We start from the raw sequence: 26,571 nt of genomic DNA on the forward strand, positions 1-26,571 counted from the left end.
AGACCGCCTGAGGGAGACAACATGAAAGAACTGAGCAAGCAGGATCTGTTGCACCTATACCGAAGCCTGATCCGGACCAGGAAGTTCGATCAGCTCAATGTGAGGCTCGCCGCCGAAGGGAAGCTTCTCACCTTCTACCACAGCGCCCACGGCCACGAGGCGGTCGGCGTCGGGGCGAGCTCGCTGGCGCGGGACGACGACTACCTCTTCATCCACCACCGGGGCCATGGCCTCCCCTACAGCATTCCCCGCGGCATCGACCCGAAAAGCTGCGTTGCCGAACACATGGGGAGAGCTACCGGCTGGGGCGGAGGGATCACCGGCTTTCACGCGGTGGACAAGGAGAAGGGAGTGCTTTCCTCGGCCGGCACCATCGGCTCCGGGTTCGTGCTCAGCGCGGGCTACGGTCTTGCGGCCAAGAAGAACGGCAGGGGCCAGATCGCCTTTTGCTTTTCGGGCGACGGCGGGGTGCAGCGCGGGCAGTTTCACGAGGCGATGAACCTCTGCGCCGCCTGGAAGCTCCCTGTGGTGTTCGTCGTCGAGAACAACGGCATGGCCTGGTTCACCCCCAACTGTGACACCACCGCGGTGGAGCACGTGGCGGACCTGGCCAAGGCGTACCAGGTCCCCGGCGAGATCGTGGACGGCATGGACGTCCTCGCCGTCTACCGCGCCACCGAAAAGGCGGTGGAGCGGGCGAGGAAGGGGGAGGGACCATCGCTCATCGAGTGCAAGACCTTCCGCTACCGCCCGCATTCCGAGGGGCGCCCGGACGTCAGCCACTACGAGCCCAGGAGCAAGGAGGAGATCGCCTCCTGGATGGAGCGTGACCCGGTCAGGCTCTTCGAGGAGAAGCTCCTCAAGAAGAAGGTGCTGACCGCGGCGCTGATCGAGGAGATCGCCAGGGAGGCGGACGAAGAGTCCGCAGCCGCCGAGAAATTCTCCTTCGACAGCCCCTTCCCCGATCCCGCGAGACTGCCCGACATGGTCTACGCGCCCTGAATGGAGTGAGAGATGAAAGAACTAATGTACTGGAATGCCATCTCCGAGGCCATCGCAGAGGAGATGGCCAGGGATGAGAAGGTATTTGTCATCGGCGAGAACGTCCAGGAAAGCCCGTTTCTGGCCACCAAAGGACTCGTGCAGCAATTCGGACCGGAGCGGGTCATGGATGCGCCGCTCAGCGAACTGGCCATAGCCGGCGCCACCGTGGGGGCCGCCATGGCCGGCTACCGCCCGGTCTGCGACCTTACCTTCGCCGACTTCATCTACTGCGCAGCCGACGAGGTGCTCATGAAGGCGGCGCAGCAGTACTTCATCCACAACGGCGAGGTGGGGGTCCCCTGCGTGTTCCTCGGGGTGGCGGGCGGAGGCTTCGGCAACGGCCCGGAACACTCCCGCATCCCGGCCGCCATGGTCATGCACAACCCCGGCCTCAAGCTGGCCATGCCCAGCAACCCTTACGACGCCAAGGGGCTCATGAAGGCGGCCATCCGGGACAACAACCCGGTCTGCTTCTTCTTCCACAAGAAGTGCATGCCGATGAAGCAGGCCATTCCCGACGAGGAGTACGTCATCCCGCTTGGCCAGGCCGAGGTGAAGCGCAGCGGTACCGACGTCACCGTGGTGGCCACCTCCTACATGGTCAACCTGGCGCTGGAGGCGGCCAAGCAGCTGGAAGGGAAGCTCTCCGTAGAGGTGATCGACCCGAGGACGCTGGTGCCGCTGGACATGGAGACCATCGTCGCATCGGTGAAGAAGACCAACCGGGTGGTGATCATCGACGAGGACACCGAGTGCTGCGGAGTGGCGGCGGAGATCGCCCAGCAGATCAACGAGCAGGCCTTCGACTACCTGGATGCGCCGGTGAGCCGGCTGTGCGCGGCCAACTCGCCGATAGCGGGGGCGGCCATGGAGAAGTACGTCATCCCGCAGCTGCCGCAGGTGATCAAGGCGATCGAGACGGCGGCGGGGATTTAGAGACAAGTAGGAGAGGGCGCTATGTTAACCAAACTTTTCATCCCCAAGCTGGGGATGACCATGGAGAAGGCCACCGTCGCCGAGTGGCGCTACCGGCAGGGGGACCGGGTGGAGAAGGACGCCCCGGTGCTGGTGATCGACACCGAGAAGGTGGCCAACGAAATCGAGGCGCCGGTGGCCGGCAAGCTGGTGATTGTGGCTGCCGTCGGCGACGAAGTTCCGTGCGGTGAGGTGGTGGGCTACATCGCCGAGACCGAGGAGGAGTACGCCCAGGCCCTGAAGGGTGGAGCCGGGTCGGCCTCAACCGCACCGGCTGCAGCGGAAACTGGCGGCGGAGAGCCGGTTCCGGCGGCGGCCCCGGCGGCCTCCGCGGCTCCCTGCGCATGCGCCGGGGAGCGGGTGAAGATTTCGCCGCTGGCGCGCCGGATGGCGGCGGAGCAGGGGATCGACCCGGGGAGCATAGCCGGGAGCGGGCCGGGGGGGCGCATCGTCCGCAAGGACGTCGAGGCTGCCACGAGCCGGCCGGTCTCGGCCGCCGTGCCGGCGGTCGCCCCGGTCCCGGTGGAAGGGGAGAGGCAGCTTCGGAGCCAGTCCCCCTGCAAGGCAGCGGTGCCGGCCTTCGGCAAGAGCGCCAAAGCGGTGCTGTCGCTCAAGGGGATCCGGAAGGTGATCTCGGAGCACATGCAGCACAGCCACAGCGTTTCCGCGCCGGTCTCGGTGCTCTCCGAAGTGGACATGACCCAGATGATCGCCCTGCGCGAGCGGCTCAACGAGAAGTTGGCCCCCGCGGGGCCGGGCATCACCTACACCGACCTCTTCGTCATGGCGGCGGCCAGGGCGCTCAAGAGGACGCCGATCATGAATTCCAGCCTGATCGGCAACGAGATCCTGCTCTGGGACGAGGTCAACATCGGGTTCGCCGTCTCGACCCGGATGGAGGACGGCAACAACGCCCTGGTGGTGCCGGTCATCCACAACGCCGACCGGCTCACGCTGCGTGAGATCAGCGCGCGCCGCAAAGACCTGATGGAGCGCGCCAGGGCGGGGAAGCTCTCCGTGGATGAGACCTCCGGTGGGACCTTCACCATCACCAACACCGGCACGCTGGGACCGGTCTGGCATGTGCAGACCCCGGTCATCAACCAGCCGGAGGCGGCCATACTGGGAACCGCCAGCATCGTGGACCGCCCGGCCATCGTAGACGGCGCCATCGCCATCAGGCCGATCATGCCGGTTTCCATCACCTTCGACCACCGCATCATGGACGGGGCGCCGCCGGGGGAGTTTCTCGGCCACCTGCACGAGATGCTGACCGACCCGCAGATGATGCTGGTGTGAGAGCCGGATACAGAACGATTACACGCAAAAGGAGTGTCGGATGGAAGACAATTTTGAGATGGAAGAAGAGTTTATCCCGAACGGATATGTGGATGAGGAGGGAGTCAAATGGGTGAAATCCCGTTGTTTCTTCTGTCACTCCCATTGCAGCATGCTGGTCGGCTCGAAGGACGGCGTCATCGTCAAGATGAAGCAGAACACCGCCGACTTCTCGTCGAGCATGTGCGAAAGGATCGGTGACAACGGCGAGCGGGCCATCAAGTTCCACTACCACCCGAAGCGGATCAACCACGCCCTGAAAAGGGCGGGGGAGCGCGGCGAGGACAAGTGGGAGCAGATCCCGTACGAGCAGGCTCTGGACGAGATCGCCGCCAAGTTGAGCGAGCTCAAGGAGAAGTACGGCCCGGAAACGCTTACCGCCATCGAAGGGACCTACCGCTCCGACCACCTCTGGGCCAGAAGCCGCTTCACGAACCTGTGGGGGAACCCCGGCAACATCGCCGATCCCGGCACCATCTGCTGGTGCGCCCTCTACGCCATCAACATGGCGATGTGCGGCTTCACCACCGAGACCGCGTTCAACCACACCATCGGCAGCGCGAAGACCATCGTGATCTGGGGCACGCGCCTCACCGAGCGCTACAGCCCCAAGAGCTGGGTCACCAAGATACTCAGAGACGCCTACGAGCATCCCTACGAGGAGCGCCCCAACCTGATCGTCATCGACCCGGTGATGATCGACCCGGTCCGCCACGCCGACATGTACCTGCAGATCCGCCCGGGGACCGACCTGGCGCTCATGCTCGGCTGGTGCAACGTCATCCTCAACGAAGGGGTGTACGACCGTGACTTCCTCACCAACTGGTCCAACGGCCCCTTCCTGATCCGCATGGACCAGGGGATCCTGTTGAGGGAGACCGATCTCGACGCAAAGGGCAACCCGGACAACTTCGTCGGTTGGGACGAGGCCGCCGGCAAGCCCGCCGTCTGGCTCTCCGCCGAAAACCGCTACCGCGACGACGGGGTGAAGAACTCCCTGGAAGGAGAGTTCGAAGTCACCCTGGCCGACGGCTCCAAGGTGACCTGCCGGACCGCCTTCGACCTGATCAAGAAGAAGATCGACGAATACCCGCCGGATTACGTCTCCGACATCACGGGGATTCCGGTGGACAAGATCCGCAAGTCGGCGCTCATGTACGCCACCCAGGGGCCGAGCACCATCGGCTGGGGTGTGGCGGTCGACCAGCAGGGGTGGAACGCAACCTACGCTGGCATGGCCAAGATGCTGCTTCGCTCCTTCACCAACAACCTGGACATCAACGGCGGCGACTACATCCCCGAGCCGGGGCCGGTCATCAACGGCGTCTTCCCGGTGCGCGACTGCGAGCTTGAACTGGCCGAGGCGGTCTCCCCCGAGGCACGCAAGAAGCTGATCGGCGGCGACGTCCACCGCTTCATGGGGTGGGAGGGCTTCGAACTGCTCGACAAGCCGTACCGCGAGATGTGGGGCATCCCCCGTCCGCAGGTGCACCAGCTCCTCTCCTCGGCGCCGATGGTCTGGAGGGCGATGCTCAACAGCGATCCCTATCCGGTCAAGGCAGCCATCTGCTGGTCCGGCAACCCGATGGTCTGGTCGCCCAACTCGAAGCTGGTGAACAAGGCGCTCCGCAGCCTGGAGCTGTTCGTGGTGCTCGAGTACTTCAAGACCCCGACCGCCGCCCTGGCAGACTACATCCTGCCGGCCGCCGACTGGATGGAGCGTCCGCTCTGCTCGACCGTGGAAGACTCGGCCGACATCTACCTGGGAGGCGACCGCGCGGTGCCGCCGCACGCCGACCGTCGCATGGACTACGACTTCTTCCGCGCCCTGGGCATGCGCCTTGGCCAGGAGAACGACTGGCCGTGGGAGACCTATGAGGAGGTCATCGCTCACAGGCTGGAGAGGGTCGGTATCAGCTACGAGGAGTTCTGTGAGACCGGCTTTCTCCCCCCCAACGTGCAGGAGAAAAAGCACGAGATGATCCGCGAGAAGGACGGCCAGGTGCGCGGCTTCGCCACCGCCTCGCGCAGGCTGGAGATCTATCCGAGCGCCTTCGAGACGCTGGGCTACGACCCGATCCCGTACTACCGCGAGCCGGCCGAGTCCCCCTTCAGCACCCCGGAGCTCGCCAAGGAGTACCCGATCATCCTGACCACCGGCGGCCGCTGGTCGCCCATGTTCCACTCCGAGCACCGCGTGCCGGGCACCGGCACCAGGGAGATGTTCCCCTGGCCGATCTTCCAGATCCACCTGGAAACCGCCCGCGAAAACGGCATCGCCGACGGCGACTGGTGCTGGATCGAATCGCCGCGGGGCCGCGTGAAGCAGAGGGCCAGGATCGGTTTCGACATCGCCCCGGGGGTGATCATCGCCCAGCCCAGCTGGTGGTTCCCGGAGCAGCCGGCGGAAGATCCGTGGCAGTGCGGCTGCTGGGACTCCAACATCAACGTGCTCACCAACGACGATCCGGCGACCCTGGATGAGATGTGCGGCAACTGGACCAATCGCGGGCTGCTCTGCAAGGTTTACCGCTGTGAAGAGATAGAGAGGATCTCGGACAGGGTCTCCCACACTCTCTTCGTCGATGGAAAGTCCGGATACCCCGGCGTTTCGGGTATCACCAACCGGTAATCGGCAGTCATAGCGGGACAGGCGCCTCGGAAAACAGTTTTCGAAGGGGCGCCTGTCCCGGACCAAACCGAGGTCGACAGCGCAGGTGTGACATGAGCCATGGAATCAGACCTACCGGTCACAAGGTGAAAATCAACGAACGGAGGTGCGTGCACTGTGGCAGATGCCTGAAGGTGTGCGCCAGAAAAAACTTCCGGCAGACGGCGGATGGCAAAGTTGCGGTTGTGGAGAAAACCAACTGCAACGGATGCACCAAGTGCCGGGATGCCTGCCTGACCAAGGCCATCGCCGTAGGCGCGGAACCGATGCAAAAATACGAGTCAGCGCGTCAGTTGATCAAGCGGTCAGCTGATCCTGAAACAAATCAAAAGGAGACACGAACATGGCCTACAGCACAGTGAAGGAAATCATCGAAAAGATGCCGGCGGTATTCGACGCGAACGCCGCCCAAGGGACCAACTGCGTTTTCCAGTTCAACATCACCGGCGATGACGGCGGGATCTGGAACATAACCGTGAAGGACGGGACCTGCGAGCTCCAGGAGGGAACCCATGCCGCTCCCACCGTTGCCCTCACCATGGCCGGCACTACCTGGCTTTCCATCGTCAACAAGAAGATGAATGCCATGCAGGCGAGCATGAGCGGCAGGCTGAAGACCGTCGGCAGCATGATGATCGCGCAGAAGATACCGACGATCTTTCCGCTGTAGCGGCGCCGCCAGGCCCAGCCGGGACGGGACGGGATCCATCATGGAAATCACCAGAGAGTTTCATGGCAAAAAAGAACGCGGCCTCCCCCTGGGTATGGGGGGGGGCGAAACAAGCGGGGTCCGGGCGAGAAAGCCCGCGGACAAGGTCCGATACCGGCTGCAGATCATCGACGAGGCCCTCTCCCTGCTCGCGCTGATTTTCCAATCGGGGAGCCGGATGAATCTCGCGGAAGTCATCGCGGCGTCGGGCATGACCAAGAACAAGACCTTCCGCATGCTGACCACGATGGAGTACCGAGGCGTCATCGATAAAGACCGCGACGGCAGATATCACTTCGGCATGAACACCTTCATGGTGGCCCGCCGCGCCTTGACCCGCATAGAACTGCCGGAGGCGGTCCCGTTTCTGAGGGAACTGGCCCTGCTGCTGAACGAGGAGGTATATCTCGCGCGCAAGAGGGACGGGCAGACCATGCTGGTTGCGGTGGCCAACTCCCGGCAGAAGGTTACCGTGCGCTCCTATCTCGGCCTGCTGCTGCCGGAGCCGCCCGGCTGCCCGGCCATCGAAGGGGCCCAGGTCACGGAAGGGGTGCTGGATCCGGAGATCACCACGGTGGCGGTCGACCTTCCACCTTTCGGAGACGGCGAATTCGGTGCCTTGGTCGTGGTCGCGCCGACCTTCAGGATGGCGCCGGAGCGGGTCAGGACCGAGGTGATTCCGGCCCTGCGCAAAACGGTGGGGCGGATGGGGCGCTTATCGGCGAACTCGGTGCTGCGCACGCTCCAAAAAGGGGGAGCCGCGCAGGGGGGGGAGCGAAAGAGCAGACCCTCACGGGCAAAGCGACCGGAACGCCCGGTGTAACAGACAGAATGGGTTCCGGCCCCGCCCGACAGGCTGGCCGGCTTGTGGCAAAAGTCCAAACACGAGGTTTCTGAAATGAACATTCACGAATACCAGGCGAAAGCGATTCTGCGCAAGTTCGGCGTCCCCGTTCCCGACGGGCACGTCTGCTACAACGGGGCGAGCGCCCGCGAGTGGGCGAAGCGCCTGGGCGACGGCCCGTGGGTCGTCAAGGCCCAGATCCACGCCGGCGGCAGGGGGAAGGGTGGCGGCGTCAAGCTGGCCCGCACCTCCGACGAGGTCCGCAGCACCGCGCGCGACATGCTCGGCATGACGCTGCGCACCCACCAGACCGGTCCCGAAGGGAAGGTGGTGCACCGCGTCCTGATCGAAAACGGCTGCAACATCGCCCGCGAGCTGTACGTGAGCCTGCTGGTGGACCGGGCCACCTCCAAGGTGACCGTGATGGCCTCCACCGAAGGGGGGATGGACATCGAGGAGGTGGCGGCCATCTCCCCGGAGAAGATCTTCACCGAGGCGGTCGACCCGCTGGTGGGGCTGACCCCCTTCCAGTGCAGAAAGCTCGCTTTCAGCCTGGGGCTCAATGGCAAGCTCACCAACAAGGCGGCCAAGGTCCTGTCCAACCTCTACACCACGTTCATCGCCTGCGACTGCTCGCTGCTGGAAATCAACCCGCTGGTGGTGACCGCAGAGGGGGACCTGCTCGCCCTGGACGCGAAGTTCGGCTTCGACGACAACGCCCTGTTCCGTCACCTGCAGATCGCCGACATGCGCGACTTCGACGAGGAGGATCCCAACGAGGTGGAGGCGTCCCAGCACGACCTCTCCTACGTGTCGCTCTCCGGCAACATCGGCTGTCTCGTGAACGGCGCCGGGCTCGCCATGGCGACCATGGACATCATAAAGTTCTCCGGCGGCGCCCCGGCCAACTTCCTGGACGTAGGCGGCGGGGCCACCACCGAGCGGGTCACCGAGGCCTTCAAACTCATCCTCTCCGACAAGAACGTCAAGGGGATCCTGGTCAATATCTTCGGCGGCATCATGAAGTGCGACGTGATCGCGACCGGCGTCATCGAGGCCGCCAAGCAGGTCTCCCTGAACGTCCCGCTGGTGGTCCGGCTGGAAGGGACCAACGTCGAGCTGGGGAAGAAACTGCTGGCCGAAAGCGGCCTCAACATCATCGCCGCAGACGGCATGGCCGACGCCGCCAAAAAGATCGTGCGGGCCGTGTCCGGCGAAAAGGGCCACGCTTCCTGCACATGTTCGCAGCCCGCGGCCACCGCCTAAGGAGAGAGATCCCATGAGCATTCTGATCGACAGCAACACCAAGGTCATCACCCAGGGGCTGGGAGCCACCGGCCTCTTCCACGCCCAGGGGGCCCGTGAGTACGGCACCCGCATGGTCGGGGGGGTCACCCCCGGCAAGGGAGGAAGCGCCATCGACGGCTTCCCCGTCTTCGACACCGTGCAGGAGGCCGTGGAGCAGACCGGCGCCACCGCGAGCGTGATCTACGTTCCCCCCCCGTTCGCCGCCGACTCGATCATGGAGGCGGTCGACGCCGGCCTGGAACTGGTCATCTGCATCACGGAGGGGATTCCGGTCCTCGACATGGTGAAGGTCAAGCAGTTTATGAGGGGGAAAAACACCCGCCTGATCGGCCCCAATTGCCCCGGCGTGATCACCCCCGGTGAGTGCAAGATCGGCATCATGCCTGGCTACATCCACAAGCCCGGCAAGGTGGGCGTGGTCTCGCGCAGCGGCACCCTGACCTACGAGGCGGTCTGGCAGCTGACATCCCTCGGGCTCGGCCAGTCCACCTGCGTCGGCATCGGCGGCGACCCGGTTAACGGCACCAGCCACCTGGACTGCCTCAGGATGTTCGAGGAGGACCCGGGCACCGAGGCCGTCATCATGATCGGCGAGATCGGCGGCAACGCCGAGGAGGAGGCGGCGCGTTTCGTCAAGGAGCACATGAAAAAGCCTGTCGCAGCCTACATCGCCGGCGTCACCGCTCCCCCCGGCAAGCGAATGGGGCACGCCGGAGCCATCATCTCCGGCGGGAAAGGGACGGCCGCGGAGAAGGTCGCCGTGCTCGAGGAGTGCGGCATAAGCGTGGCCTCGAGCCCGGCGGACATGGCCCAGGCCCTGATGCAGGTCTACCGACCATAGCCCAACGGCGGGGTGCGATCATGGAAAACCGCAAGGCGGAGCTAAAGAGCTGCGTGGTGTCGGTAAGGGTCACCAGCGAGGAGAAGGAACTCCTCGAAGCGATAAGCGCACGGGGGCGCACCACCGTCACCGATGTCATGCGCGAAGCCTTGCGCGCCACCATCTCCCCGGATGCCCCCGACCGGGAACGCGCCTAACGGGTGACGAACAGGCCGGGGGCGCGACTTACGGAGCTTTTACATGCTGGTCATATCATGCATCAAGCAGGTACCTGACACGACGCAGGTCAAGATCGACCCGGTCACCAACACGCTGATCCGGGACGGCATCCCGTTCATCATCAACCCGTACGACGCCCACGCGCTGGAAGAGGGGCTGCGGCTCAAGGACCGTTATGGCATGCGCAGCGTGGCGCTCTCCATGGGGCCGCCCAATACCGTGGCTACCCTGCGTAAGGCCTATGCCCTGGGGGTGGACGAAGCCATCCTCCTCTCGGACCGGCGCTTCGGCGGCGCCGATACCCTTGCCACCAGCAAGGTGCTCTCCGCGGCGATCGCACGCCTGGCGCAGGAGGAAGAGGTGGCGGTGGTTTTGTGCGGCAAGCAGACCATCGACGGCGACACCGCCCAGGTCGGGCCTGGCATCGCCTCCCGTCTCGGCTACAGCCAGCTCACCCTGGTCGACAGGATCGAATGGGTGGATCCGCTGAAGAAGCGGATCCGGGTGCGGCGCAAGCTGGAAGGGCGCCACGAGATCGTGGAGGCTCCGCTTCCGGTGCTGATCACGGTGGTGCGGGAGCTGAACCGTCCCCGCTATCCGGTGGTGGCGAAGCGGCTGGAGGCCGAGGACAGGGAGGTCGCCCTGTGGGACAACGCGGTGCTGAAGCTCGAAGAGGAGAGCGTCGGTCTTAAGGGGTCACCGACCTGGGTAAGCAAGATCTTCTCCCCCGAGCGCGAGCAGGGCGAGATCATCGGCAACGGGATGGCAGACCCCCATGGGGCAGCCCTGCTGCTACTGGATAAGCTGGCGGAAAAGGACATCCTGGCGCTGTAACCGCCGCGCCACAAGGAACTATCAGATGAGCGAAGGAACCAAGAAAACCGACAAGCCCCGCGGCGTGGCCCACCTGCTCGAGGGGGGATGCATCGCCTGCGGCGCCCGCTGCCAAAGCTCATGCCCGGTGCACTGCATCGAGATGACCGACGCCGGCGAGCCGGTCATCGAAGGAGCCAAGTGCATCGGCTGCCGCAAGTGCCTGAAGGCCTGCCCGGTGTGCGCCCTGGAAATCCATTTCACCCCCGAGGAAGAGCTGCTTCTGGCCGAGCTCGCCCGGCAGGCGGGGGGAGCCGCCCAGGAGGAGCCCGATGAGGAGAGCCGGCAACTGCGGGAAAAGCTCGCGGGCTATCGCGGGGTCTGGGTCGTGGTGGAACAGTACGAAGGGCGCGCGGCCAAGGTCTCCTGGGAGCTCGTCGGGGCGGGAGCGGGGCTCGCCGCCCGACTGGAAGTGCCGCTCAGCGCGGTGATCATCGGCCACGAGGTCGAGCATCTGTGCAGCGAGGCCTTCGAACACGGCGCCGACCGGGCCATCCTGGTCGATGCACCGGTCTACCGCAACTACCGTACCCAGCCTTACACGGAAGCGGTCTTTCACCTGATCGGGAAACACCGCCCGGAGATCATCCTGATGGGGGCCACCGCCCAGGGACGGGACCTGGCCGGCGCGGTGGCAACGGTGGCCGGAACCGGGCTGACCGCCGACTGCACGGGCCTCGGCATCGACGACAGGCGCAACCTCATGCAGACACGGCCGGCGTTCGGCGGCAACATCATGGCCACCATCATCTGCGACAATTTCCGCCCGCAGATGGCAACCGTGCGCCCCCACGTGATGTCCATGCCTCCGCTTCAGCCGGGCAGGACCGGGGAGGTGCTGCGCGAACCCCTGGCCGCGCGCGAGGAGGACATCCTGGTCAAGGTGATCAGCGTGATCAGCGAACGCGAAGGCATGGACGACGTGGATGTGGCGGCGGCCGAAATCATCGTCTCCGGGGGGCGCGGCCTGATGTGCAAGGAGAACTTTGCGCTCCTGCAGGAACTGGCCGACGAGCTGGGCGGGGTAGTCGGGGCATCGAGGAGCGCGGTGGACGCCGGCTGGATCTCTCACAGCCGCCAGGTCGGCCAGACCGGTAAGACCGTGCGTCCCAAGATCTACATCGCATGCGGGATCTCGGGAGCGATCCAGCACATGGTCGGGATGCAGGATTCCGATGTCATCATCGCCATCAACCGGGATCCCGCCGCCCCCATCTTTCAAGTGGCCACCTACGGCATCGTCGGCGACCTGTTCGAGGTCGTGCCCTCGCTCATCCAGGGGGCGCGCGCGATGAAGGGGGCGCAAAATTCCGGTAGCGCCGCAAGCGCGGCCTGAACCAGAAGCTCTACGAGGGATTACGATGGATTTGCAGCACTTGCTTTTCATAGCCATTTTCGCCCTGTCGACCGCGTCCTTCGTCTACAGCTGTCAGCAGCGGCTGGGGCTTTTGGGGATCGGGGCCCGGGAAGACCGCTTCGACCGCCCCGGCGCCCGGCTGGCCGCCGCCATGAGCTACGCCTTCGGGCAGAAACGGGTCCTGGCGAGGCCTTACGGGGTGAACCATTTTCTGCTCTTCTGGGCCTTTCTCTTCCTGCTGCTGGCCAACGGGGAGTTCCTGGTCGAGGGGCTTGTATCGGGCGCGAGCCTGGCGCGGCTGTTGCCGGCCGCTCCTTACCGCCTTTTGACCGCGCTGTTTGACCTCGTGTCGCTGGTCGCGCTGGTCTCGGTGCTGGTCGCGGCGGCGCGGCGCCTGTTCTTTCCCCCTTCCTACCTCGGCAACGACTACACCAGCGCAGCCAGCGGCGAGGCCATACTGATCCTTGCCATGATCGCGACGCTGATGGCGGCGTTTTTCCTGATGAACGCCGCCCACATCGCCCTGGGAACGGGGGACGCGTGGCGCCCCGTGTCCGCCGCGCTCGCCGCCGGATTGTCACGGATTTCGCCCCACGCCCTGCAGATGGTGGCTCAGGCTGCCTGGTGGGTGCACGCGCTGGTGCTTTTGGCGTTCATGAACCTGCTCCCCCGCAGCAAACACATGCACATCCTCACGGCCATCCCCAACTGCTATTTCCAGAGCCTGGAGAAGCCGAACACGCTGCCGCGGGAGGACTTCGCCAGCGGTGCCCGTTACGGGGTGCAGGAGGTCGGCCAGTACAGCTGGAAGGACCTCCTCGACTCCCTCTCCTGCACCGAGTGCGGCCGCTGCCAGGACCTCTGCCCGGCCCACCAAACCGGGAAGCCACTGAACCCCCGCCGCGTGGTGCACGACATAAAGGTCAACCTGCTGGAAAACGGCCCGCACCTCAAGCACGGCGGGACGGGGGGGGTGCCTCTGGTCGGTCAGGCCAAGCAGGGGACCATCAGCGAGGAAGCCATCTGGTCGTGCACCACCTGCGGGGCCTGTACCTCGGTCTGCCCGGTGCTGATCGAACAGATGCCGAAGATCGTCAAACTGCGGCGTCATCTCGTCCAGGAACAGGCGTCTTTCCCGGAGGAGCTGCTCAACCTGTTCGAGAACATGGAGCAGCGGAGCAATCCGTGGGGGATGCCTCCCGCGGACCGTCCCAAGTGGAGCGCGCCGCTGGGTGACCGCACCTATCGGCCCGGCGCGACCGAGTACCTCTTTTTCGCAGGTTGTGCCGGCGCCTTCGACAACCGCAACAAGCAGGTCACCGTCGCCCTGGCCAACGTCCTGGATCGGGCCGGCGTCTCCTGGGGCATCCTCGGCAAGGACGAGCCCTGTTGCGGAGAGAGCCTGCGCCGCCTGGGGAACGAGTACGTGTTCGACCGGATGGCGCGCCAAAACGTCGAGCTGTTCAAGGAGCGCCAGGTCAAGAAGATCGTCACCCAGTGTCCCCACTGCTTCAGCGCGCTCAAAAACGACTACCGCCAGTTCGGGCTGGAGGTCGAGGTGATCCACCATTCGCAGTTGATCGCCGCCCTGGTCAGGGAGGGGCGTCTGAGCTTCTCCCGGCAGCCGGAGCTGGGCAAGGTGGCCTTTCACGATTCATGCTACCTGGGGCGGCACAACGACATCTACCTCGAGCCGCGCGCGGTGCTCGAGGCCGCCACCGGGGCTGTTCCCGCGGAAATGCCGCGGCACCGCGAGAATGCCTTCTGCTGCGGCGCAGGCGGCGGGAGGATGTGGCTGGAAGAGCAAAGCGGCAGCCGGATCAACCTGGCGCGGCTCAACGAGGCCGTCAAGCAGCAGCCGGATACCCTCTGTGTCAGCTGTCCCTACTGCATGACCATGATGGAAGACGGCCTCAAGGACCTGGGCCTCGACCGGGTCGCCGTCAAGGATATCGCCGAGGTCGCCGCCGATGCCCTCAGAACGAAGCCCTAGCGCGCGGTCCCTTGCGCCGCGGGAGGAGAGGGCGATGCCGCGCACCTTCGAAACGGAGATCGAGGTCCGCTTTTCCGACTTCGATCTCTACGGACACGTGAACAGCGTGCTCTACTTCGGTTACTGCGAAGCGGCGCGGATCTCCATCCTGCACGAGGTGCTAAAGGAGATGTCCGACAACGACCTTTACTTCGTGGTGGCGCGTGCGGGGTGCGAGTACCTGTGCCCGATCCTGTTCGGCGAAAAGGTCGTCGTCTCCACCCACGCTTCCCGCATGGGTAGGACAAGCTTCGACCTGCGCTACCGGCTCGGTGACGGCCGGGAAAAAAATTATGCCGTGGCGAATACCACGATGGTTTGTTTCGACAACGTCGGCAAGCGCGCGGTTGCGGTCCCGGAGATAGTGAAACAGATCCTCTATTGAGCCGGGGGAGCCGGATCAGCCCGGCCTCGGTGAGGAATTAAAGCCTGACACTTGAATAAAGGGGGGGGTATGAGACAGATCAAGAAAGTTGCAGTCCTGGGCGCGGGGGTAATGGGAGCGACCATCGCCGGCCATCTGGCCAACGCCGGCCTTGAGGTGGTGCTGCTCGACATGGTGCCGCGCGAGGTGAACCGGGAAGAATCGGAGCAGGGGCTCTCCCTGGATGACCGGTCGGTCAGGAACCGCTTCGCAGCCAACGGCCTGCAGGCGGCGGTGAAGGGGAGGGGGGTGTACCGGAAGGATTACGCGGGCCAGATCACCATCGGCAACTTCGACGACGACATCTCCCTGCTCAAAGAGTGCGACTGGGTGATCGAGGTGGTCGTGGAAAACATGGCCATCAAGAAGAGCCTGCTCACCGAAAAGGTGGTCCCCAACCTTGCCCCGGGCGCGATCCTGTCCACCAATACCAGCGGGCTGTCGGTGAACGCCATGGCCGAGCTGCTGCCGCCGGCGGTACGCGCCAACTTCCTGGTGACCCACTTCTTCAACCCGCCGCGCTACATGCGCCTGCTGGAGCTTGTTCCCTGCGCGGCGACCGATCCCGCGGTGCTCGCCCATATGGCGGAGTTCTGCCGCCGCCGGCTGGGCAAGGGGATCGTCTTCGGCAAAGACACTCCCAACTTCATCGGCAACCGTATCGGCGTCTTCGCCATGTTCAACGCCATGCGCCACATGACGGAACTCGGCATGACGGTCGAGGAGGTCGATGCCGTGGGCGGTCCGGCGACCGCCCGGGCCAGTAGCGCCATCTTCCGCACCTGCGACCTGGTCGGCAACGACACCCTGGTTCACGTCGGCAGGAACTCCTACGAGTTGCTCCCCAACGACGAACAGCGGGAAACCTTCCGCATCCCCGCCTTCCTCGAGGAGATGGTGGCCAAGGGGCTTTTAGGCAACAAGACCAAGCAGGGCTTCTTCAAGAAGGAGAAAGACGGGATCTCCTATTACGACTGGACCAGCGGCGCGTACAAGCCCGCGGCCGGCCCCAAGTTCGCCTCGCTCGCCGCCGCCAAGGGGGGAGACCCGGCGGGGCGCATCCGGAAGCTTCTTGCCGGAGACGACGTCGCCGCCCGGTTCGCCTGGCTCAACCTGCGCGACATACTGCTCTACACCGTGCGCAGGATGCCGGAGATCGCCGATGACATCGTGAACGTCGACAACGCCCTCAAGTGGGGCTTCAGCTGGGAGCTCGGTCCCTTCGAGATGCTGGACGCCATCGGCGTCAGGGAGTTCGTCGCCAGGGCCGAGGGGGACGGGGTGCCGGTTCCCGACGTCCTGCGGCGGGTGGAGTCGTTCTACAAGTACCAGGGTGGGACGAAGTTCGCCTGGGACCTTGCCAAAGGCGCCTATACTGAGCTGCCGGTACCGTCGACCTGCATCAGCCTCGACATACTCAAGCGTGGCGGCAAGCTGGTGGAGGGTAACGCCGACGCCTCCCTCTACGATCTGGGCGACGGCGTTTTCGGGCTGGAGTTCCACTCGAAGATGAACGCCATCGACGACGGCATCCTGGAGATGATCTCGACCTCGGTGCAGCGCGCCGAACGGCAGGGGGTGGGGCTCGTGATCGGCAACCAAGGGAAGGTGTTCTCCGCCGGTGCCAACCTCGCCAAGGTCGCCGCCGCCATAAAGGATGGGAATTTCGAGGCCATCGAGCGGCTGATCCGCAGCTTCCACTCGGCGCTCATGGGGGTCAAGTACAGCCATGTCCCGGTGGTGGCGGCTCCCTTCAACATGACGCTGGGCGGGGGATGCGAGGTGGCCCTGCAGGCGGACGTCATCAACGCCCACGCCGAGACATACATGGGGCTGGTCGAGGTCGGCGTCGGCCTGCTCCCCGCCGGAGGCGGCACCAAGGAGATGGCCCTCAGGGCGATGGCCCTGACCGAGCCGTACCGGGGTGACGTGACCCAGGCGATCGGGAAGTTCTTCCAAAACATCGTCACCGCCAAGGTCTCCGGCTCCGCCGCCGAGCTGGCCGGCATGGGGATGCTGCGCCAGGGGGACGGCGTCACCATGGACATCGACAGCCTGATCGCCGATGCCAAGCTTAAGGTGCTGGCGCTGGCCCCGACCTACCGCCCCGGGCGCCCTCTGGAGAACCTCAAGGCACCGGGACGCAGCGTCGCCTCGGGTCTCAAGAACCAGGTCTACAACATGCAGGCGGGCGGGTTCGCCACGGAATACGAGGCCGAGATGGGGAGCGTGATCGCCGACGTCATCACCGGCGGCGACGTGCCGGGCGGCACCGCGATCAGCGAGCAGTACCTGCTCGACCTGGAGCGGGAAGCCTTCCTGAGCCTGTGCGGCAGGCCCAAGACCCTCGCCCGGATCGAGCACATGCTGTCAACCGGGAAACCGCTCAGGAACTAGCGTCCCTTGCGGGGAGCGTGGAACCGATCGGCCAACTCAAAGACAACTGGAGGATGTGAAATGAAAACCGCATATATAGTAGCCGCTTACAGGACCGCCGGGTGCCGGGCCTACAAGGGAAAATTCAGCGGGATGCGGCCGGACGACCTGGCCGCCGCCGCCATCGCCGGACTGGTGGAGAGGACCGGGATCGAGCCCGGGCAGGTGGAGGACATCATCCTGGGCTGCGCCTTCCCCGAGGCGGAGCAGGGGTGGAACGTGGCCCGGGTGGCGGCGATGAGGGCGGGGCTGCCGGTGAGCGTTCCCGGCATGACGGTGAACCGGCTCTGCTCGTCGGGGCTGCAGGCGGTGGCCCTGGCCGCCGAGCGGGTCCAGGCGGGGCTCGCCGATTGCGTGGTGGCAGGCGGCACCGAATCCATGACCTGCGTGCCGCTGGGGGGCAACAAGGTGACCCCGAACCCGCACCTGGTGACCACCTGGCCCGAGTCCTTTCTGGGGATGGGGATGACCGCGGAACTGGTGGCGGAAAACCACGGCATCACCCGGGAGCAGATGGACCTCTTCGCCGCCGAAAGCCACAGAAAGGCCGCTGAGGCCATCGCCGCCGGCCGCTTCGCCGACGAGATCATCCCGGTGGAGGTCGAGCACGCCAGGCTCGCCGGCGGTCAGATGAAGAAAAGCAGCGAGCTCGTCAGCGTCGACGACGGCGTGCGCGGCGAGACCACCGCGGCATCGCTGGGCTCGCTCAAGCCGGTGTTCCGCATGAACGGCACGGTCACCGCCGGCAACTCCTCGCAGATGACCGACGGCGCCGCCGCGGTGCTGGTGGCCTCCGAATCCTTCGTCAAGAAGCTCCGCAGGGATCCCGCGGCGCGCTTCGTGGCCTTCGCGGTGCGCGGTGTCGCCCCTGAGGTGATGGGGATCGGGCCTATCCCGGCCATACCGGCGGCCCTCGCGCTGGCGGGGCTCAAGCAGGACGACCTCGGTCTCATCGAGCTGAACGAGGCCTTCGCCGCCCAGTCCCTGGCGGTCCTGAAGGAGCTCAAGCTCGACCCCGCCATCGTGAACGTGAACGGCGGCGCCATCGCCCTCGGGCACCCGCTCGGCTGCACCGGCGCCAAGCTCACCGCGACCCTGCTCTCTGAGATGGGGAAGCGCCGGGTCCGCTACGGCATGGTCTCCATGTGCATCGGGCTCGGCATGGGCGCTGCGGGCATTTTCGAGAAACTGTAACCAATACCAAGGAGAGTGAAGACCATGGCACAGCTGATCGCGGACAGAAGAGATATCGATTTCCTTCTTCATGAAGTATTGAACGTGGAACAATTCAGCCGGCACGACCGCTTCGCCGACTTCAACAGGAAAACGGTCGACATGGTGGTGTCCGAAGCCAGGAATTTCGCGGTCAAGGAAATGCTGCCGACCTGGAAGGAGGGGGATGAACAGGGTTGCAGCTTCGAGGCCGGCAAGGTCACCATCCCCGAATCCTTTCACAGGCTCTACCAGTTGTTCAACGACGGCGAGTGGCTGAGCATGAACGAGGACCCCGAGTGGGGGGGGCAGGGGATGCCGAAATCGGTGTCGTCTGCCGCCAGCGAGTACTTCAACGGGGCCAACTTCCCCTTCATGATGTATCCGAGCCTCACCCACGGAGCCGGCAAACTGGTGGAGGAGTTCGGCACCGAGGAGCAGAAGAAGACCTACCTGAAAAACCTCTACACCGGCAAGTGGACCGGCACCATGCTCCTCACCGAGGCAGGTGCCGGCTCCGACGTCGGCGCCTTGGAGACCACGGCGAGGAAGAACCCCGACGGCACCTATTCCATCACCGGCACCAAGATTTTCATCTCCGGCGGCGATCACGAGCTGGCCGAGAACATCGTCCATCCGGTGCTGGCCCGCATTGAAGGCGCACCGGCCGGCACCAAGGGAATCTCGCTGTTCCTGGTGCCCAAGTTCCGGGTGAACCCGGACGGCACCCCGGGCGCCTTCAACGACGTGGTCTGTACCGGCATCGAGCACAAGATGGGGATCCACGGCAGCTCGACCTGCACCTTGACCCTCGGGGGGAGCGGCCAGTGCCTCGGCACCCTGCTCGGCGAGGAAAATAAGGGCATGAAGGCCATGTTCGTGATGATGAACGAGGCGAGGCTGCTGGTCGGGATGCAGGGGTTCAGCTGCGCCACCACCGCCTACATGTACGCCGTCAACTACGCCAAGGAAAGGGTGCAGGGAGCAAGCCTGGTGCAGCCCAACGAGGGGGGCGTTCCCATCATCCGGCATCCCGACGTGCGCCGCCAGCTGCTCACCATGAAGAGCTACGTGGAGGGGATGAGAACGCTCCTCTACTTCGTCGGATACTGCAACGACATGGTGGCCGTCGCCGGCGACCAGGCGGTGCGGGAGCGATACCAGGGGCTGATCGAGATCCTCACGCCGCTGGCCAAGGGGTACGTCACCGACAAGGCCTTCGAGGTCTGCAACCACGCCATCCAGGTCTACGGGGGATACGGCTACGTCGAGGAGTATCCGGTCGCCCAGCTGATGAGGGACTGCCGCATCACCCAGATCTACGAAGGGACCAACGGCATCCAGGCCATGGACCTTTTGGGGCGCAAACTGGGGATGAACAAGGGCGCGGTGGTCATGGACCTGATCGGCGAGATCAAGAAGACCCTGAGGACCGCCAAAGAGATCGAGTTCCTCGCCCCGCACACGCAGAAGGTGGGGGCCGCCCTGGAGAAGCTCGGCGCAGTGGCCCAGCAGCTGGGCAAGACCGCGGCGAGCGACCGGGTGCTTTACGCATTCGCCCACGCCTATCCCTTCCTGGAGGTCACCGGCGACGTCATCGTCGCGTGGCTGCTTCTTTGGAGGGGGACGGTCGCCGCGCAGAAACTGGGGAGCGCCAAGGGAAAGGACGTCCCCTTCTACGAAGGCATCCTGAAGAGCCTGGAATTTTTCACCACCTCGGTGCTGCCGGTGACCCTGGGGAAAATGGAAGCGATCAACGGGGCCAACGGCGCCTGCGTCGAAATTTCAGAGGAATCGTTCAACGGGTAGCGCTCAACCTGCCTCGATGCCGGGCAGCAAGGGGAGGAGGGCGGCTTCGCGCCGCCCGGCTCCCCCGGCATCGGGGCGCACCTCGCACGCAGCTTAGGAGTTTCCAGCCATGGAAAAGATGGAATATCTTGTCGCGCCGGCCCACTACGCCTTCTTCGGGGTGGTCCCCGGATGGCTTCTGTCGTTACTGTACCTGGTCGCAGGCCTGGCTATCTTCGCCTGGGTGATGTGGAAACGGCTCGCCCCGCTTCTGGCGGCGAAACCGGACCCGACCCGGCTGAGGGATCTCCCGGCGCGCGCCCGCAACGTGGTGTCGGTGTGGCTTTGCCAGGTCCGGCAGCCCCGTTACCTGGTGGCGGGCCTTTTGCATATCGTCATCTTTTTCGGCTTCCTGATTCTGGCCATCCGGACCTGCTCGCTGACCGTGGTCGGCATCTTCCCGGACTTCGCCCTGCCCGGGTTCGCCCCGGACCATGCGGTGGGAGCGGCATACAACGTGGTGAAGGACTACACCGCCACCGCCGTCTTCGTCGCCTGCGCCATCGCCGCCGTCCGTCGCGGCATCGTGAGGCCCGCGCGCTACGCGGTCCCCCCCCAGTACGGGCACGACCATACCGCGGAAGCGGTCTTCGTGCTGGCCATCATCATGGGGCTCATGCTCACCGAGAGCCTCTTCGAAGGGGTGCTGGTCTCCGCCGGCGAGCCGGCTTTCCTCGCCCCCGCCACCCTGGCCTGGTGCTTCGCGAAGGCCTTCGCCTCGGCCCCCAAGGGGGTGCTCCAGTACTTGCACCTGGGCGCCTATTACGCGCATGAGACCCTATTCTTCTTCTTTCTGAACTTCCTCCCCATGGGGAAGCATTTCCACGTCATCACCTCCTTCTTCAACGTGCTTTTCATGCGGGTGACGCGCGGCAACGTGAAGCCGGTCGCCTACGGTGTGACGGCGCAAGGGCTCGACGAGCTCCCCTCGCTGGGGGTCAAGAAGCTCGAGGATTTCACCTGGAAGCACATGCTGGATTTCTACTCCTGTGCCGATTGCGGCCGCTGTTCCGACCAGTGTCCGGCCAATCTCGTGGGGCGTCCGTTGTCGCCGCGCTTCATCAGCATCAAGGGGCGCGACCTTATGTTCCGGAACTACCCAGTCACCAAGGCCGCTGCCGCAAGCGGGGAGGCGCTGGTCGGCTCCGTCTACAACGCCGACGAGATCTGGTCCTGCACCACCTGTGGCGCGTGCGAGCGGGAATGCCCCATCGGCATCGAATACATCGACAAGATCGTGGACCTGCGACGCGGGCTGGTCGATGACGGCGAGGTGCCCCAAACGCTGCAAAAGCCCCTGCAGGCCATCGGCAAGCGCGGCAACCCCTGGGGCAAGATGGAGAAGAAGCGCGCCGACTGGACGCGCGACGCTGCCTTCTTCGGCGAGCGCGAGGTGAAAACCATGGAGGACGGCGAGACCGGGGAGCTGCTCTACTTCGTGGACAGCATCACCTCGTACGACGACCGCATGGTGGAGATCGCGAAGTGCAGCGCCCGGATCCTCGACGCCTGCGGCGAAGACTTCTTCGTGATCGGAAAGGACGAAAAGGACAGCGGCAACGAGGTGCTCCGTTTCGGCGAGGAGATGCTGTACCAGGATCTGCAACGGCACAACACCGAGACCATCAAGGAATCTGGGGCCAAACGCATCGTCGCCTCCGACCCGCATGCCTACAACGCGCTCAAAAACGATTACGCCGAACTGGATCTGCCGGTGGAGCACATAAGCCAGGTGATCGCGAGGCACATCAGGAGCGGGAAGATCAAGCTCAAGCCGGTCGAGGACCCCGGCAAGGTCTACACCTACCATGACCCGTGCTATCTCGGCCGGCACAACGATCTCTACGACGACCCGCGCGCGGCGATCGAGGCGATCCCCGGGATCAGGACCGTGGAGATGGCGAAAAAACGCGACCGTTCCCTTTGCTGCAGCGGTGGCGGGCTGATGCTGTTCCACGAGCCTCACGAAAAGGAGCGGATGGCCGTAATCCGCGTGAAGATGGCCGCCGAAGCCGGCGCCAACGTGATCGTCTGCGCCTGTCCGTTCTGCATGGTGAACATGGAAGACGCCATCAAGGTGGCGGGCCTGGACGGCCAGCTGGAAGCCATCGAGCTTACCGAACTGGTGAGCCGGCATCTCCAATAGCGCCGTCGCCGCCGGCGGCCTCAACGAAAAACACTGCTCCGGTGCAGCCTTGAACCGGGACGATCCGGAACAGTCACTCGATCAATCATGACATTGGGAGGTAGCATGGAAATTCTGGTATGCGTCAAGAGGGTTCCCGACACGGCGGAAAATGAATTCGTCATGAACAGCGCGGGGAACGACATCGAACGGGACGATCTCGTCTATTCGGTGAACGAGTGGGACAACTACGCGGTGGAGGAGGCGATCCAGATCGTCGAGAAGGTGGGCGGTTCGGTGACCGTGGTCACGGCTGCGGATGCCGATGCCGACGAGATCCTGCGCCGGGAAATGGCGATGGGAGCGGAAAACGGGCTTCTGCTCAACGACGACGCCTTCGTCGGCTCCGACTGCAAGGGGATCGCCCACATCCTCAAGGGCGCCGTCGGCAAAGGGAACTACGACCTCATCCTGACCGGCGCCCAGGCGGATGAAGGCTCCGGCGCCGTGGGAGGGATGCTCGCCGCCATGCTCGACCTTCCCTACGCCTCCCTGGTGAACAGGGTCGAGGTGGGCGACGGCAAACTCACCGTCGGCCGTGAAATAGAAGGGGGCAGAAGGGAAATCAACGAGATCACCCTTCCCTGTGTCCTTTCCATCCAGACCGGCATCAACGAGCCCCGCTACGTCGGCGTCCGCGGCATCCGCAAGGTGGCCAGCGTGGAAATCCCCGCATTGGGAGCCGCTGAGCTCGGCATCGATGCGTCCTGCGTGGGCGCCAAAGGGGCTGCGGTCAGGAAACTGGACTATTTCGTTCCGGTGAAGGGCGCAGGGGCCGAGATGCTCGCAGGGAGCGCCGAGGAGATCGCCGACAAGCTCGTCGAAATACTGAAAACCAACGGGGGGATTTCATAATGGCACAGGTATTCGCTTATCTGACTCACAGTAACGGGGTTCTGGACGATGCGGCGCTGGAGCTGGCAACCGCGGCCAAGGCGATCTCGAGCTCCCCGGCGACGGCCATCGTGGCCGGTCACGGTGTCGACGCCGTGGCGGCTTCAGCCGCATCCATCTTCGAGAAGGTCATCAAGGTCGACCACGCCGCGCTTTCCTATCCCAACGCGGAGGTGGTGAGAAAGGCACTGGTGGCGGTCATCCCCCAGGGTTCCGTGGTCCTGTTCGCGCACTCGACCTTCTCCATGGACTGCGCGCCGGGACTTTCCATCAAGCTCGGCGCCTCCTTCGTGGCCGACATCGTCGGGATCGAGGGCGTCGAGGGAAGCTCCCTGAAGGTGGTCCGGCAGGAGCTGGGGGGCGAGGTTTCCACTCACGTCGACGTCGACATCTCCGCCGGCTCCGTGGTCGCGGTCCGTCCTGGGACCTTCGCTCCCGATGAGGGGAAGGGCGCCCAAGGGAGCGTTACCGACCGGTCGGCCGACTTGGGCGACCTTAGCTGCGAAAGGAAATTCATCGAGGTGCAGACCCCCGAGGCGGGTGACGTCGACATCACCAAGGCCGAGATCCTCATCTCCATCGGCAGAGGGATAGAAGACGAAGAGAACATCCAGCTCGCCATGGAGCTCAAGGAGGCTATCGGCAAGGGGGCCGAAGTGTCGTGCTCCCGCCCCATCGTGGACGCAAAATGGCTGGAGGCGACCCGTCAGGTCGGCACCTCCGGCTGCACCGTCAAGCCCAAGGTCTACCTCGCCTGCGGCATCAGCGGTTCGTTCCAGCACATGGGGGGGATCAAGGGGGGATACATCGTCGCCATCAACAAGAATCCCAACGCCCCTATCTTTCAGGTTGCCGACGTCGGTGTGGTGGCCAATATCGTCGAATTTCTCCCGGTGCTGACGGAAAAGATCGCATCCCTGTGACGCAAATCCTGCTCCTAGCCCCGGCTCGCCGGGGCTTCGCATGAAACTCCCCCTCCGCAGATCGAAGTACTCACCGCCGCGGACCATTCCAGCCATGCAATCGAGCGAGCACAACACCGCCATCTAGATTTAGGAAGGTACATGATGAAGTGTTATTTCTTGATCCCGGCGCTAGTCGGGACAGCAGTAGTTGCTATCACCGGCATCTCGCATGCTTCCGGCAACAAGATCACCGAGCAGAGTGCCAAAGCGCAGGCCATGGGCAACGCCTTTGCAGCCCAGGCCGATGACCCCTCCGCCCTGGCGTACAACCCCGCCGGCATCGCCTACCTGAAAGGAAGACAGATTCAGATAGGGTACGGGGTGGTGTTACTGCCGCAGACCGAGTTCAACGGGGTGACCAATATCAGCAGCCCCAATACCACGAGCGAGATGGCCAACGGCGACTTGGTAGCGGTGCCGACCGTCTATCTGACCCACGAGGTCACATCCATTCCTCTCAGCTTCGGCTTGGGGGTAAACTCCTTTTTCCCGCTGGTGAAACGTTGGGACGAGGGAGGTGGGCTGCGCGAGGTGGCATCGATCTCCATCAAGCCGGTGAACTTCCAGCCGACGCTGGCGTACCGCTTTGACGACCTCAACCTGGCGGTGGCAGCCGCCGCGGACATCACCTATGCCCGGTTCTCCTCGGAATGCTTCCTGTACAACGGGGCTCTGGGGGGCAACCTGGGGATGCTCGGGTTGGACGCCACAGCGGTGGGATACGGTTACACCCTGGGGCTTTTGTGGAAGGCGACACCCGCGCTCTCCTTCGGGGCTTCCTACCGGAGCAAGATCGACCTGAAGTTCGACGGCGACGCGAATTTCATGGGGCTCGCGAATTCAGCTTCTTTACCGCCCCCGTACAACGCGGTCGTCCCCGGCAGCGGAACGACGGTACGCTCCCGCCTTTCGGCAGATTACACCCTGCCGGACAACGCCATTCTTGCCGTCGCCTGGAAACCGGTGCAGAAGGTCACCCTCGAGTTCGATGCAGAGCATACCGGTTGGAGCTCCTACAAGGAATTCAAGGTCGATTACCAGAGCAGCGCTCCCATTTATGCCGCGGTACTAAGCCAGCCGGTGCCGAAAAAATGGCATGACGTATGGTCCTACCACTTCGGGGGGCAGTACTCCGTCAACGACTACGTGGACCTCCGCTCCGGGTACACCTACGAGGAGAATCCCGTTCCGGACTCGACCCTTGGCAGCGACCTCCCCGATGCCAACCGCCATTATTTCAGTGTCGGCACCGGTGTGCACAACGCCAAGGCCGCGGTCGATTTCGCCTACACCTACGTGCTGTTCGATGACAGAACCATCAGCAGCAGTGCCAATAACCCCCAGATAAAGAACGGCACGTTCAAGTCCGACGCGCATCTGCTGGGCATCAGTCTGACCTGCAAGTTCTAGCCGCTGAAGCCGTATTCTTTGGGCCGAAGCCGCTTCCAAAAACGAACTAAGCCCCGGCTGGTGCCGGGGCTTAGAGTCTGAAGTTTGGCCGTGAGTTGCGCCGCAGGCGGCGCGCACTACTCCGGGTGCTTGCAATCAAGCATTCTGAATACCAGTTTTTTTACCATCGCTACGACGTTTTCGTTGGTGCCCGTGCCGATGCCCCGGAATACGTCGATCTGCTCCCCCTCATGCTTCAGCATCGGGGGGACGGTGATCACCCAGTAGACCATGAACGAGTACACCATCCATGCGATGACCGCAGGCGGAACGTCGAACTCCGGTTTCCCGCTTTGCCCCTCGCGCTTGAGCCCCTCGCAGATCCGGGTGAAACGCTCCAGGTACAACTCGATGTCCTTCACGATGTTTTCCGGATAATTCTCCCCCCCCGCGAACAATTCACGCAGCGCCATCGAGTGTGCCGGTACGATCTCGGCCACTTTGGCCACACCGCGCAGGAGCTGGTCCAGGTTTTCTTCCGCGGAAATCTCTTCGTTGATCTCGATCAGCGGGACGAACTGGTCTTCAAGCCTTTTCCACACCGCTTTGTACAGCTGCTCTTTGTCCCCGATGTAGTAATAGAGGCTCAGCTTGGGGACTCCAGCGCGTTCGGCGATCTCGTCGGTGAGCGCTCCGTGGAAACCTTTCTCGCTGAATACTTCTGTGGCGACGGAAAGTATCTGTTCGATCTTATCGGCTCTTTTCTTGACCATCTTTTCAGTAGCCATATGCGCTCCCATAACCACATTTTGAACCGTCACTATAAGAGATTAGTGCACCTGCGACAAGTGATTTTTACCGCATTCTTAAAATAGACAGTTAAATTATCTGAGGACGTAGCGCTTTTTCAACGCCTCAATCCCTGTAGCCATCCTTTAGCCATCCCTTACGCGGCCAGTTCTCTACGTGCTACGTTGCCATAAGCACCAGATTTTTGGCCTTCATTG

The 26,571-nt window shown here is 64.0% G+C and carries 22 protein-coding genes; 21 read left to right on the plus strand and 1 reads right to left on the minus strand.

Annotated elements, in window-relative coordinates; genetic code table 11:
• The first annotated feature begins 21 nt into the window (after window positions 1-21).
• The 21 genes from KOL99_RS12865 (at window position 22) to KOL99_RS12960 (ending at window position 25,585) form a co-directional block, all read left to right on the plus strand.
• Window positions 22-1,002 carry a thiamine pyrophosphate-dependent dehydrogenase E1 component subunit alpha gene (locus KOL99_RS12865; protein ID WP_216510852.1) on the plus strand — a complete coding sequence of 327 codons (981 nt, stop codon included), beginning with the start codon at window positions 22-24 and terminating at the stop codon, window positions 1,000-1,002.
• A 12-nt stretch (window positions 1,003-1,014) separates the two neighbouring features.
• Window positions 1,015-1,980 carry an alpha-ketoacid dehydrogenase subunit beta gene (locus tag KOL99_RS12870; protein WP_216510853.1) on the plus strand — a complete coding sequence of 322 codons (966 nt, stop codon included), beginning with the start codon at window positions 1,015-1,017 and terminating at the stop codon, window positions 1,978-1,980.
• A gap of 21 nt (window positions 1,981-2,001) precedes the next feature.
• Window positions 2,002-3,318: a dihydrolipoamide acetyltransferase family protein gene (locus KOL99_RS12875; RefSeq protein WP_216510854.1), complete on the plus strand. Its 1,317-nt coding sequence runs from the start codon at window positions 2,002-2,004 to the stop codon at window positions 3,316-3,318.
• A gap of 112 nt (window positions 3,319-3,430) precedes the next feature.
• A complete protein-coding gene (locus KOL99_RS12880; protein WP_216510855.1) occupies window positions 3,431-5,989 on the plus strand; it encodes a molybdopterin-containing oxidoreductase family protein in 2,559 nt (852 codons plus the stop codon).
• A 92-nt stretch (window positions 5,990-6,081) separates the two neighbouring features.
• On the plus strand, window positions 6,082-6,390 hold the full coding sequence (locus KOL99_RS22000) for a 4Fe-4S dicluster domain-containing protein (protein WP_407931855.1): 309 nt from the start codon (window positions 6,082-6,084) through the stop codon (window positions 6,388-6,390).
• A complete protein-coding gene (locus KOL99_RS12885; protein ID WP_216510856.1) occupies window positions 6,372-6,698 on the plus strand; it encodes an SCP2 sterol-binding domain-containing protein in 327 nt (108 codons plus the stop codon). The genes KOL99_RS22000 and KOL99_RS12885 overlap by 19 nt, the downstream gene beginning before the upstream one ends.
• Before the next feature lie 40 nt (window positions 6,699-6,738).
• Complete coding sequence (locus KOL99_RS12890; protein ID WP_216510857.1) at window positions 6,739-7,560, plus strand: helix-turn-helix domain-containing protein; 822 nt, start codon at window positions 6,739-6,741, stop codon at window positions 7,558-7,560.
• A gap of 75 nt (window positions 7,561-7,635) precedes the next feature.
• On the plus strand, window positions 7,636-8,847 hold the full coding sequence (gene sucC, locus KOL99_RS12895; RefSeq protein ID WP_216510858.1) for an ADP-forming succinate--CoA ligase subunit beta: 1,212 nt from the start codon (window positions 7,636-7,638) through the stop codon (window positions 8,845-8,847).
• A 13-nt stretch (window positions 8,848-8,860) separates the two neighbouring features.
• Entirely contained in the window at window positions 8,861-9,730 is an 870-nt protein-coding gene (sucD, locus tag KOL99_RS12900) for a succinate--CoA ligase subunit alpha (protein ID WP_216510859.1), read from the plus strand.
• Window positions 9,731-9,750: 20 nt separating this feature from the next.
• Window positions 9,751-9,927 (plus strand): ribbon-helix-helix protein, CopG family, encoded by a 177-nt coding sequence (locus tag KOL99_RS12905; RefSeq protein WP_216510860.1) that lies wholly within the window; start codon window positions 9,751-9,753, stop codon window positions 9,925-9,927.
• Between the two features lie 43 nt (window positions 9,928-9,970).
• The gene (locus KOL99_RS12910; RefSeq protein ID WP_216510861.1) at window positions 9,971-10,783 is read left to right on the plus strand and encodes an electron transfer flavoprotein subunit beta/FixA family protein; all 813 of its coding nucleotides are present in this window, start codon (window positions 9,971-9,973) and stop codon (window positions 10,781-10,783) included.
• A 25-nt stretch (window positions 10,784-10,808) separates the two neighbouring features.
• The gene (locus KOL99_RS12915; RefSeq protein WP_216510862.1) at window positions 10,809-12,158 is read left to right on the plus strand and encodes an electron transfer flavoprotein subunit alpha; all 1,350 of its coding nucleotides are present in this window, start codon (window positions 10,809-10,811) and stop codon (window positions 12,156-12,158) included.
• A gap of 25 nt (window positions 12,159-12,183) precedes the next feature.
• The gene (locus KOL99_RS12920) at window positions 12,184-14,172 is read left to right on the plus strand and encodes a (Fe-S)-binding protein (RefSeq protein WP_216510863.1); all 1,989 of its coding nucleotides are present in this window, start codon (window positions 12,184-12,186) and stop codon (window positions 14,170-14,172) included.
• Between the two features lie 34 nt (window positions 14,173-14,206).
• Window positions 14,207-14,596: an acyl-CoA thioesterase gene (locus tag KOL99_RS12925; protein WP_216510864.1), complete on the plus strand. Its 390-nt coding sequence runs from the start codon at window positions 14,207-14,209 to the stop codon at window positions 14,594-14,596.
• Between the two features lie 69 nt (window positions 14,597-14,665).
• Window positions 14,666-17,032 carry a 3-hydroxyacyl-CoA dehydrogenase/enoyl-CoA hydratase family protein gene (locus tag KOL99_RS12930; RefSeq protein WP_216510865.1) on the plus strand — a complete coding sequence of 789 codons (2,367 nt, stop codon included), beginning with the start codon at window positions 14,666-14,668 and terminating at the stop codon, window positions 17,030-17,032.
• A gap of 60 nt (window positions 17,033-17,092) precedes the next feature.
• The gene (locus KOL99_RS12935) at window positions 17,093-18,265 is read left to right on the plus strand and encodes a thiolase family protein (protein WP_216510866.1); all 1,173 of its coding nucleotides are present in this window, start codon (window positions 17,093-17,095) and stop codon (window positions 18,263-18,265) included.
• Between the two features lie 24 nt (window positions 18,266-18,289).
• The gene (locus KOL99_RS12940) at window positions 18,290-20,092 is read left to right on the plus strand and encodes an acyl-CoA dehydrogenase (protein ID WP_216510867.1); all 1,803 of its coding nucleotides are present in this window, start codon (window positions 18,290-18,292) and stop codon (window positions 20,090-20,092) included.
• 109 nt (window positions 20,093-20,201) lie between these two features.
• Complete coding sequence (locus tag KOL99_RS12945) at window positions 20,202-22,277, plus strand: (Fe-S)-binding protein (RefSeq protein ID WP_216510868.1); 2,076 nt, start codon at window positions 20,202-20,204, stop codon at window positions 22,275-22,277.
• A gap of 105 nt (window positions 22,278-22,382) precedes the next feature.
• Window positions 22,383-23,171 carry an electron transfer flavoprotein subunit beta/FixA family protein gene (locus KOL99_RS12950; RefSeq protein ID WP_216510869.1) on the plus strand — a complete coding sequence of 263 codons (789 nt, stop codon included), beginning with the start codon at window positions 22,383-22,385 and terminating at the stop codon, window positions 23,169-23,171.
• A complete protein-coding gene (locus KOL99_RS12955; RefSeq protein ID WP_236026085.1) occupies window positions 23,171-24,133 on the plus strand; it encodes an electron transfer flavoprotein subunit alpha/FixB family protein in 963 nt (320 codons plus the stop codon). The genes KOL99_RS12950 and KOL99_RS12955 overlap by 1 nt, the downstream gene beginning before the upstream one ends.
• Window positions 24,134-24,277: 144 nt before the next feature.
• Complete coding sequence (locus KOL99_RS12960) at window positions 24,278-25,585, plus strand: OmpP1/FadL family transporter (RefSeq protein ID WP_216510870.1); 1,308 nt, start codon at window positions 24,278-24,280, stop codon at window positions 25,583-25,585.
• A gap of 116 nt (window positions 25,586-25,701) precedes the next feature.
• Here KOL99_RS12960 and KOL99_RS12965 read toward each other — a convergent pair whose 3' ends face one another.
• The gene (locus KOL99_RS12965; RefSeq protein ID WP_216510871.1) at window positions 25,702-26,352 is read right to left on the minus strand and encodes a TetR/AcrR family transcriptional regulator; all 651 of its coding nucleotides are present in this window, start codon (window positions 26,350-26,352) and stop codon (window positions 25,702-25,704) included.
• Window positions 26,353-26,571 lie beyond the last annotated feature (219 nt).

It is taken from the genome of Geomonas azotofigens (assembly GCF_018919395.1).
GTDB lineage: Bacteria > Desulfobacterota > Desulfuromonadia > Geobacterales > Geobacteraceae > Geomonas > Geomonas azotofigens.

Bases quoted from the DNA above. Each gene is read 5' to 3' on its own strand.
- KOL99_RS12865 (WP_216510852.1), top strand. From the start codon at position 22: ATGAAAGAACTGAGCAAGCAGGATCTGTTGCACCTATACCGAAGCCTG.
- KOL99_RS12870 (WP_216510853.1), top strand. From the start codon at position 1,015: ATGAAAGAACTAATGTACTGGAATGCCATCTCCGAGGCCATCGCAGAG.
- KOL99_RS12875 (WP_216510854.1), top strand. From the start codon at position 2,002: ATGTTAACCAAACTTTTCATCCCCAAGCTGGGGATGACCATGGAGAAG.
- KOL99_RS22000 (WP_407931855.1), top strand. From the start codon at position 6,082: ATGAGCCATGGAATCAGACCTACCGGTCACAAGGTGAAAATCAACGAA.
- KOL99_RS12885 (WP_216510856.1), top strand. From the start codon at position 6,372: ATGGCCTACAGCACAGTGAAGGAAATCATCGAAAAGATGCCGGCGGTA.
- KOL99_RS12890 (WP_216510857.1), top strand. From the start codon at position 6,739: ATGGAAATCACCAGAGAGTTTCATGGCAAAAAAGAACGCGGCCTCCCC.
- sucC (WP_216510858.1), top strand. From the start codon at position 7,636: ATGAACATTCACGAATACCAGGCGAAAGCGATTCTGCGCAAGTTCGGC.
- sucD (WP_216510859.1), top strand. From the start codon at position 8,861: ATGAGCATTCTGATCGACAGCAACACCAAGGTCATCACCCAGGGGCTG.
- KOL99_RS12905 (WP_216510860.1), top strand. From the start codon at position 9,751: ATGGAAAACCGCAAGGCGGAGCTAAAGAGCTGCGTGGTGTCGGTAAGG.
- KOL99_RS12910 (WP_216510861.1), top strand. From the start codon at position 9,971: ATGCTGGTCATATCATGCATCAAGCAGGTACCTGACACGACGCAGGTC.
- KOL99_RS12915 (WP_216510862.1), top strand. From the start codon at position 10,809: ATGAGCGAAGGAACCAAGAAAACCGACAAGCCCCGCGGCGTGGCCCAC.
- KOL99_RS12920 (WP_216510863.1), top strand. From the start codon at position 12,184: ATGGATTTGCAGCACTTGCTTTTCATAGCCATTTTCGCCCTGTCGACC.
- KOL99_RS12925 (WP_216510864.1), top strand. From the start codon at position 14,207: ATGCCGCGCACCTTCGAAACGGAGATCGAGGTCCGCTTTTCCGACTTC.
- KOL99_RS12930 (WP_216510865.1), top strand. From the start codon at position 14,666: ATGAGACAGATCAAGAAAGTTGCAGTCCTGGGCGCGGGGGTAATGGGA.
- KOL99_RS12935 (WP_216510866.1), top strand. From the start codon at position 17,093: ATGAAAACCGCATATATAGTAGCCGCTTACAGGACCGCCGGGTGCCGG.
- KOL99_RS12940 (WP_216510867.1), top strand. From the start codon at position 18,290: ATGGCACAGCTGATCGCGGACAGAAGAGATATCGATTTCCTTCTTCAT.
- KOL99_RS12945 (WP_216510868.1), top strand. From the start codon at position 20,202: ATGGAAAAGATGGAATATCTTGTCGCGCCGGCCCACTACGCCTTCTTC.
- KOL99_RS12950 (WP_216510869.1), top strand. From the start codon at position 22,383: ATGGAAATTCTGGTATGCGTCAAGAGGGTTCCCGACACGGCGGAAAAT.
- KOL99_RS12955 (WP_236026085.1), top strand. From the start codon at position 23,171: ATGGCACAGGTATTCGCTTATCTGACTCACAGTAACGGGGTTCTGGAC.
- KOL99_RS12960 (WP_216510870.1), top strand. From the start codon at position 24,278: ATGAAGTGTTATTTCTTGATCCCGGCGCTAGTCGGGACAGCAGTAGTT.
- KOL99_RS12965 (WP_216510871.1), bottom strand. From the start codon at position 26,352: ATGGCTACTGAAAAGATGGTCAAGAAAAGAGCCGATAAGATCGAACAG.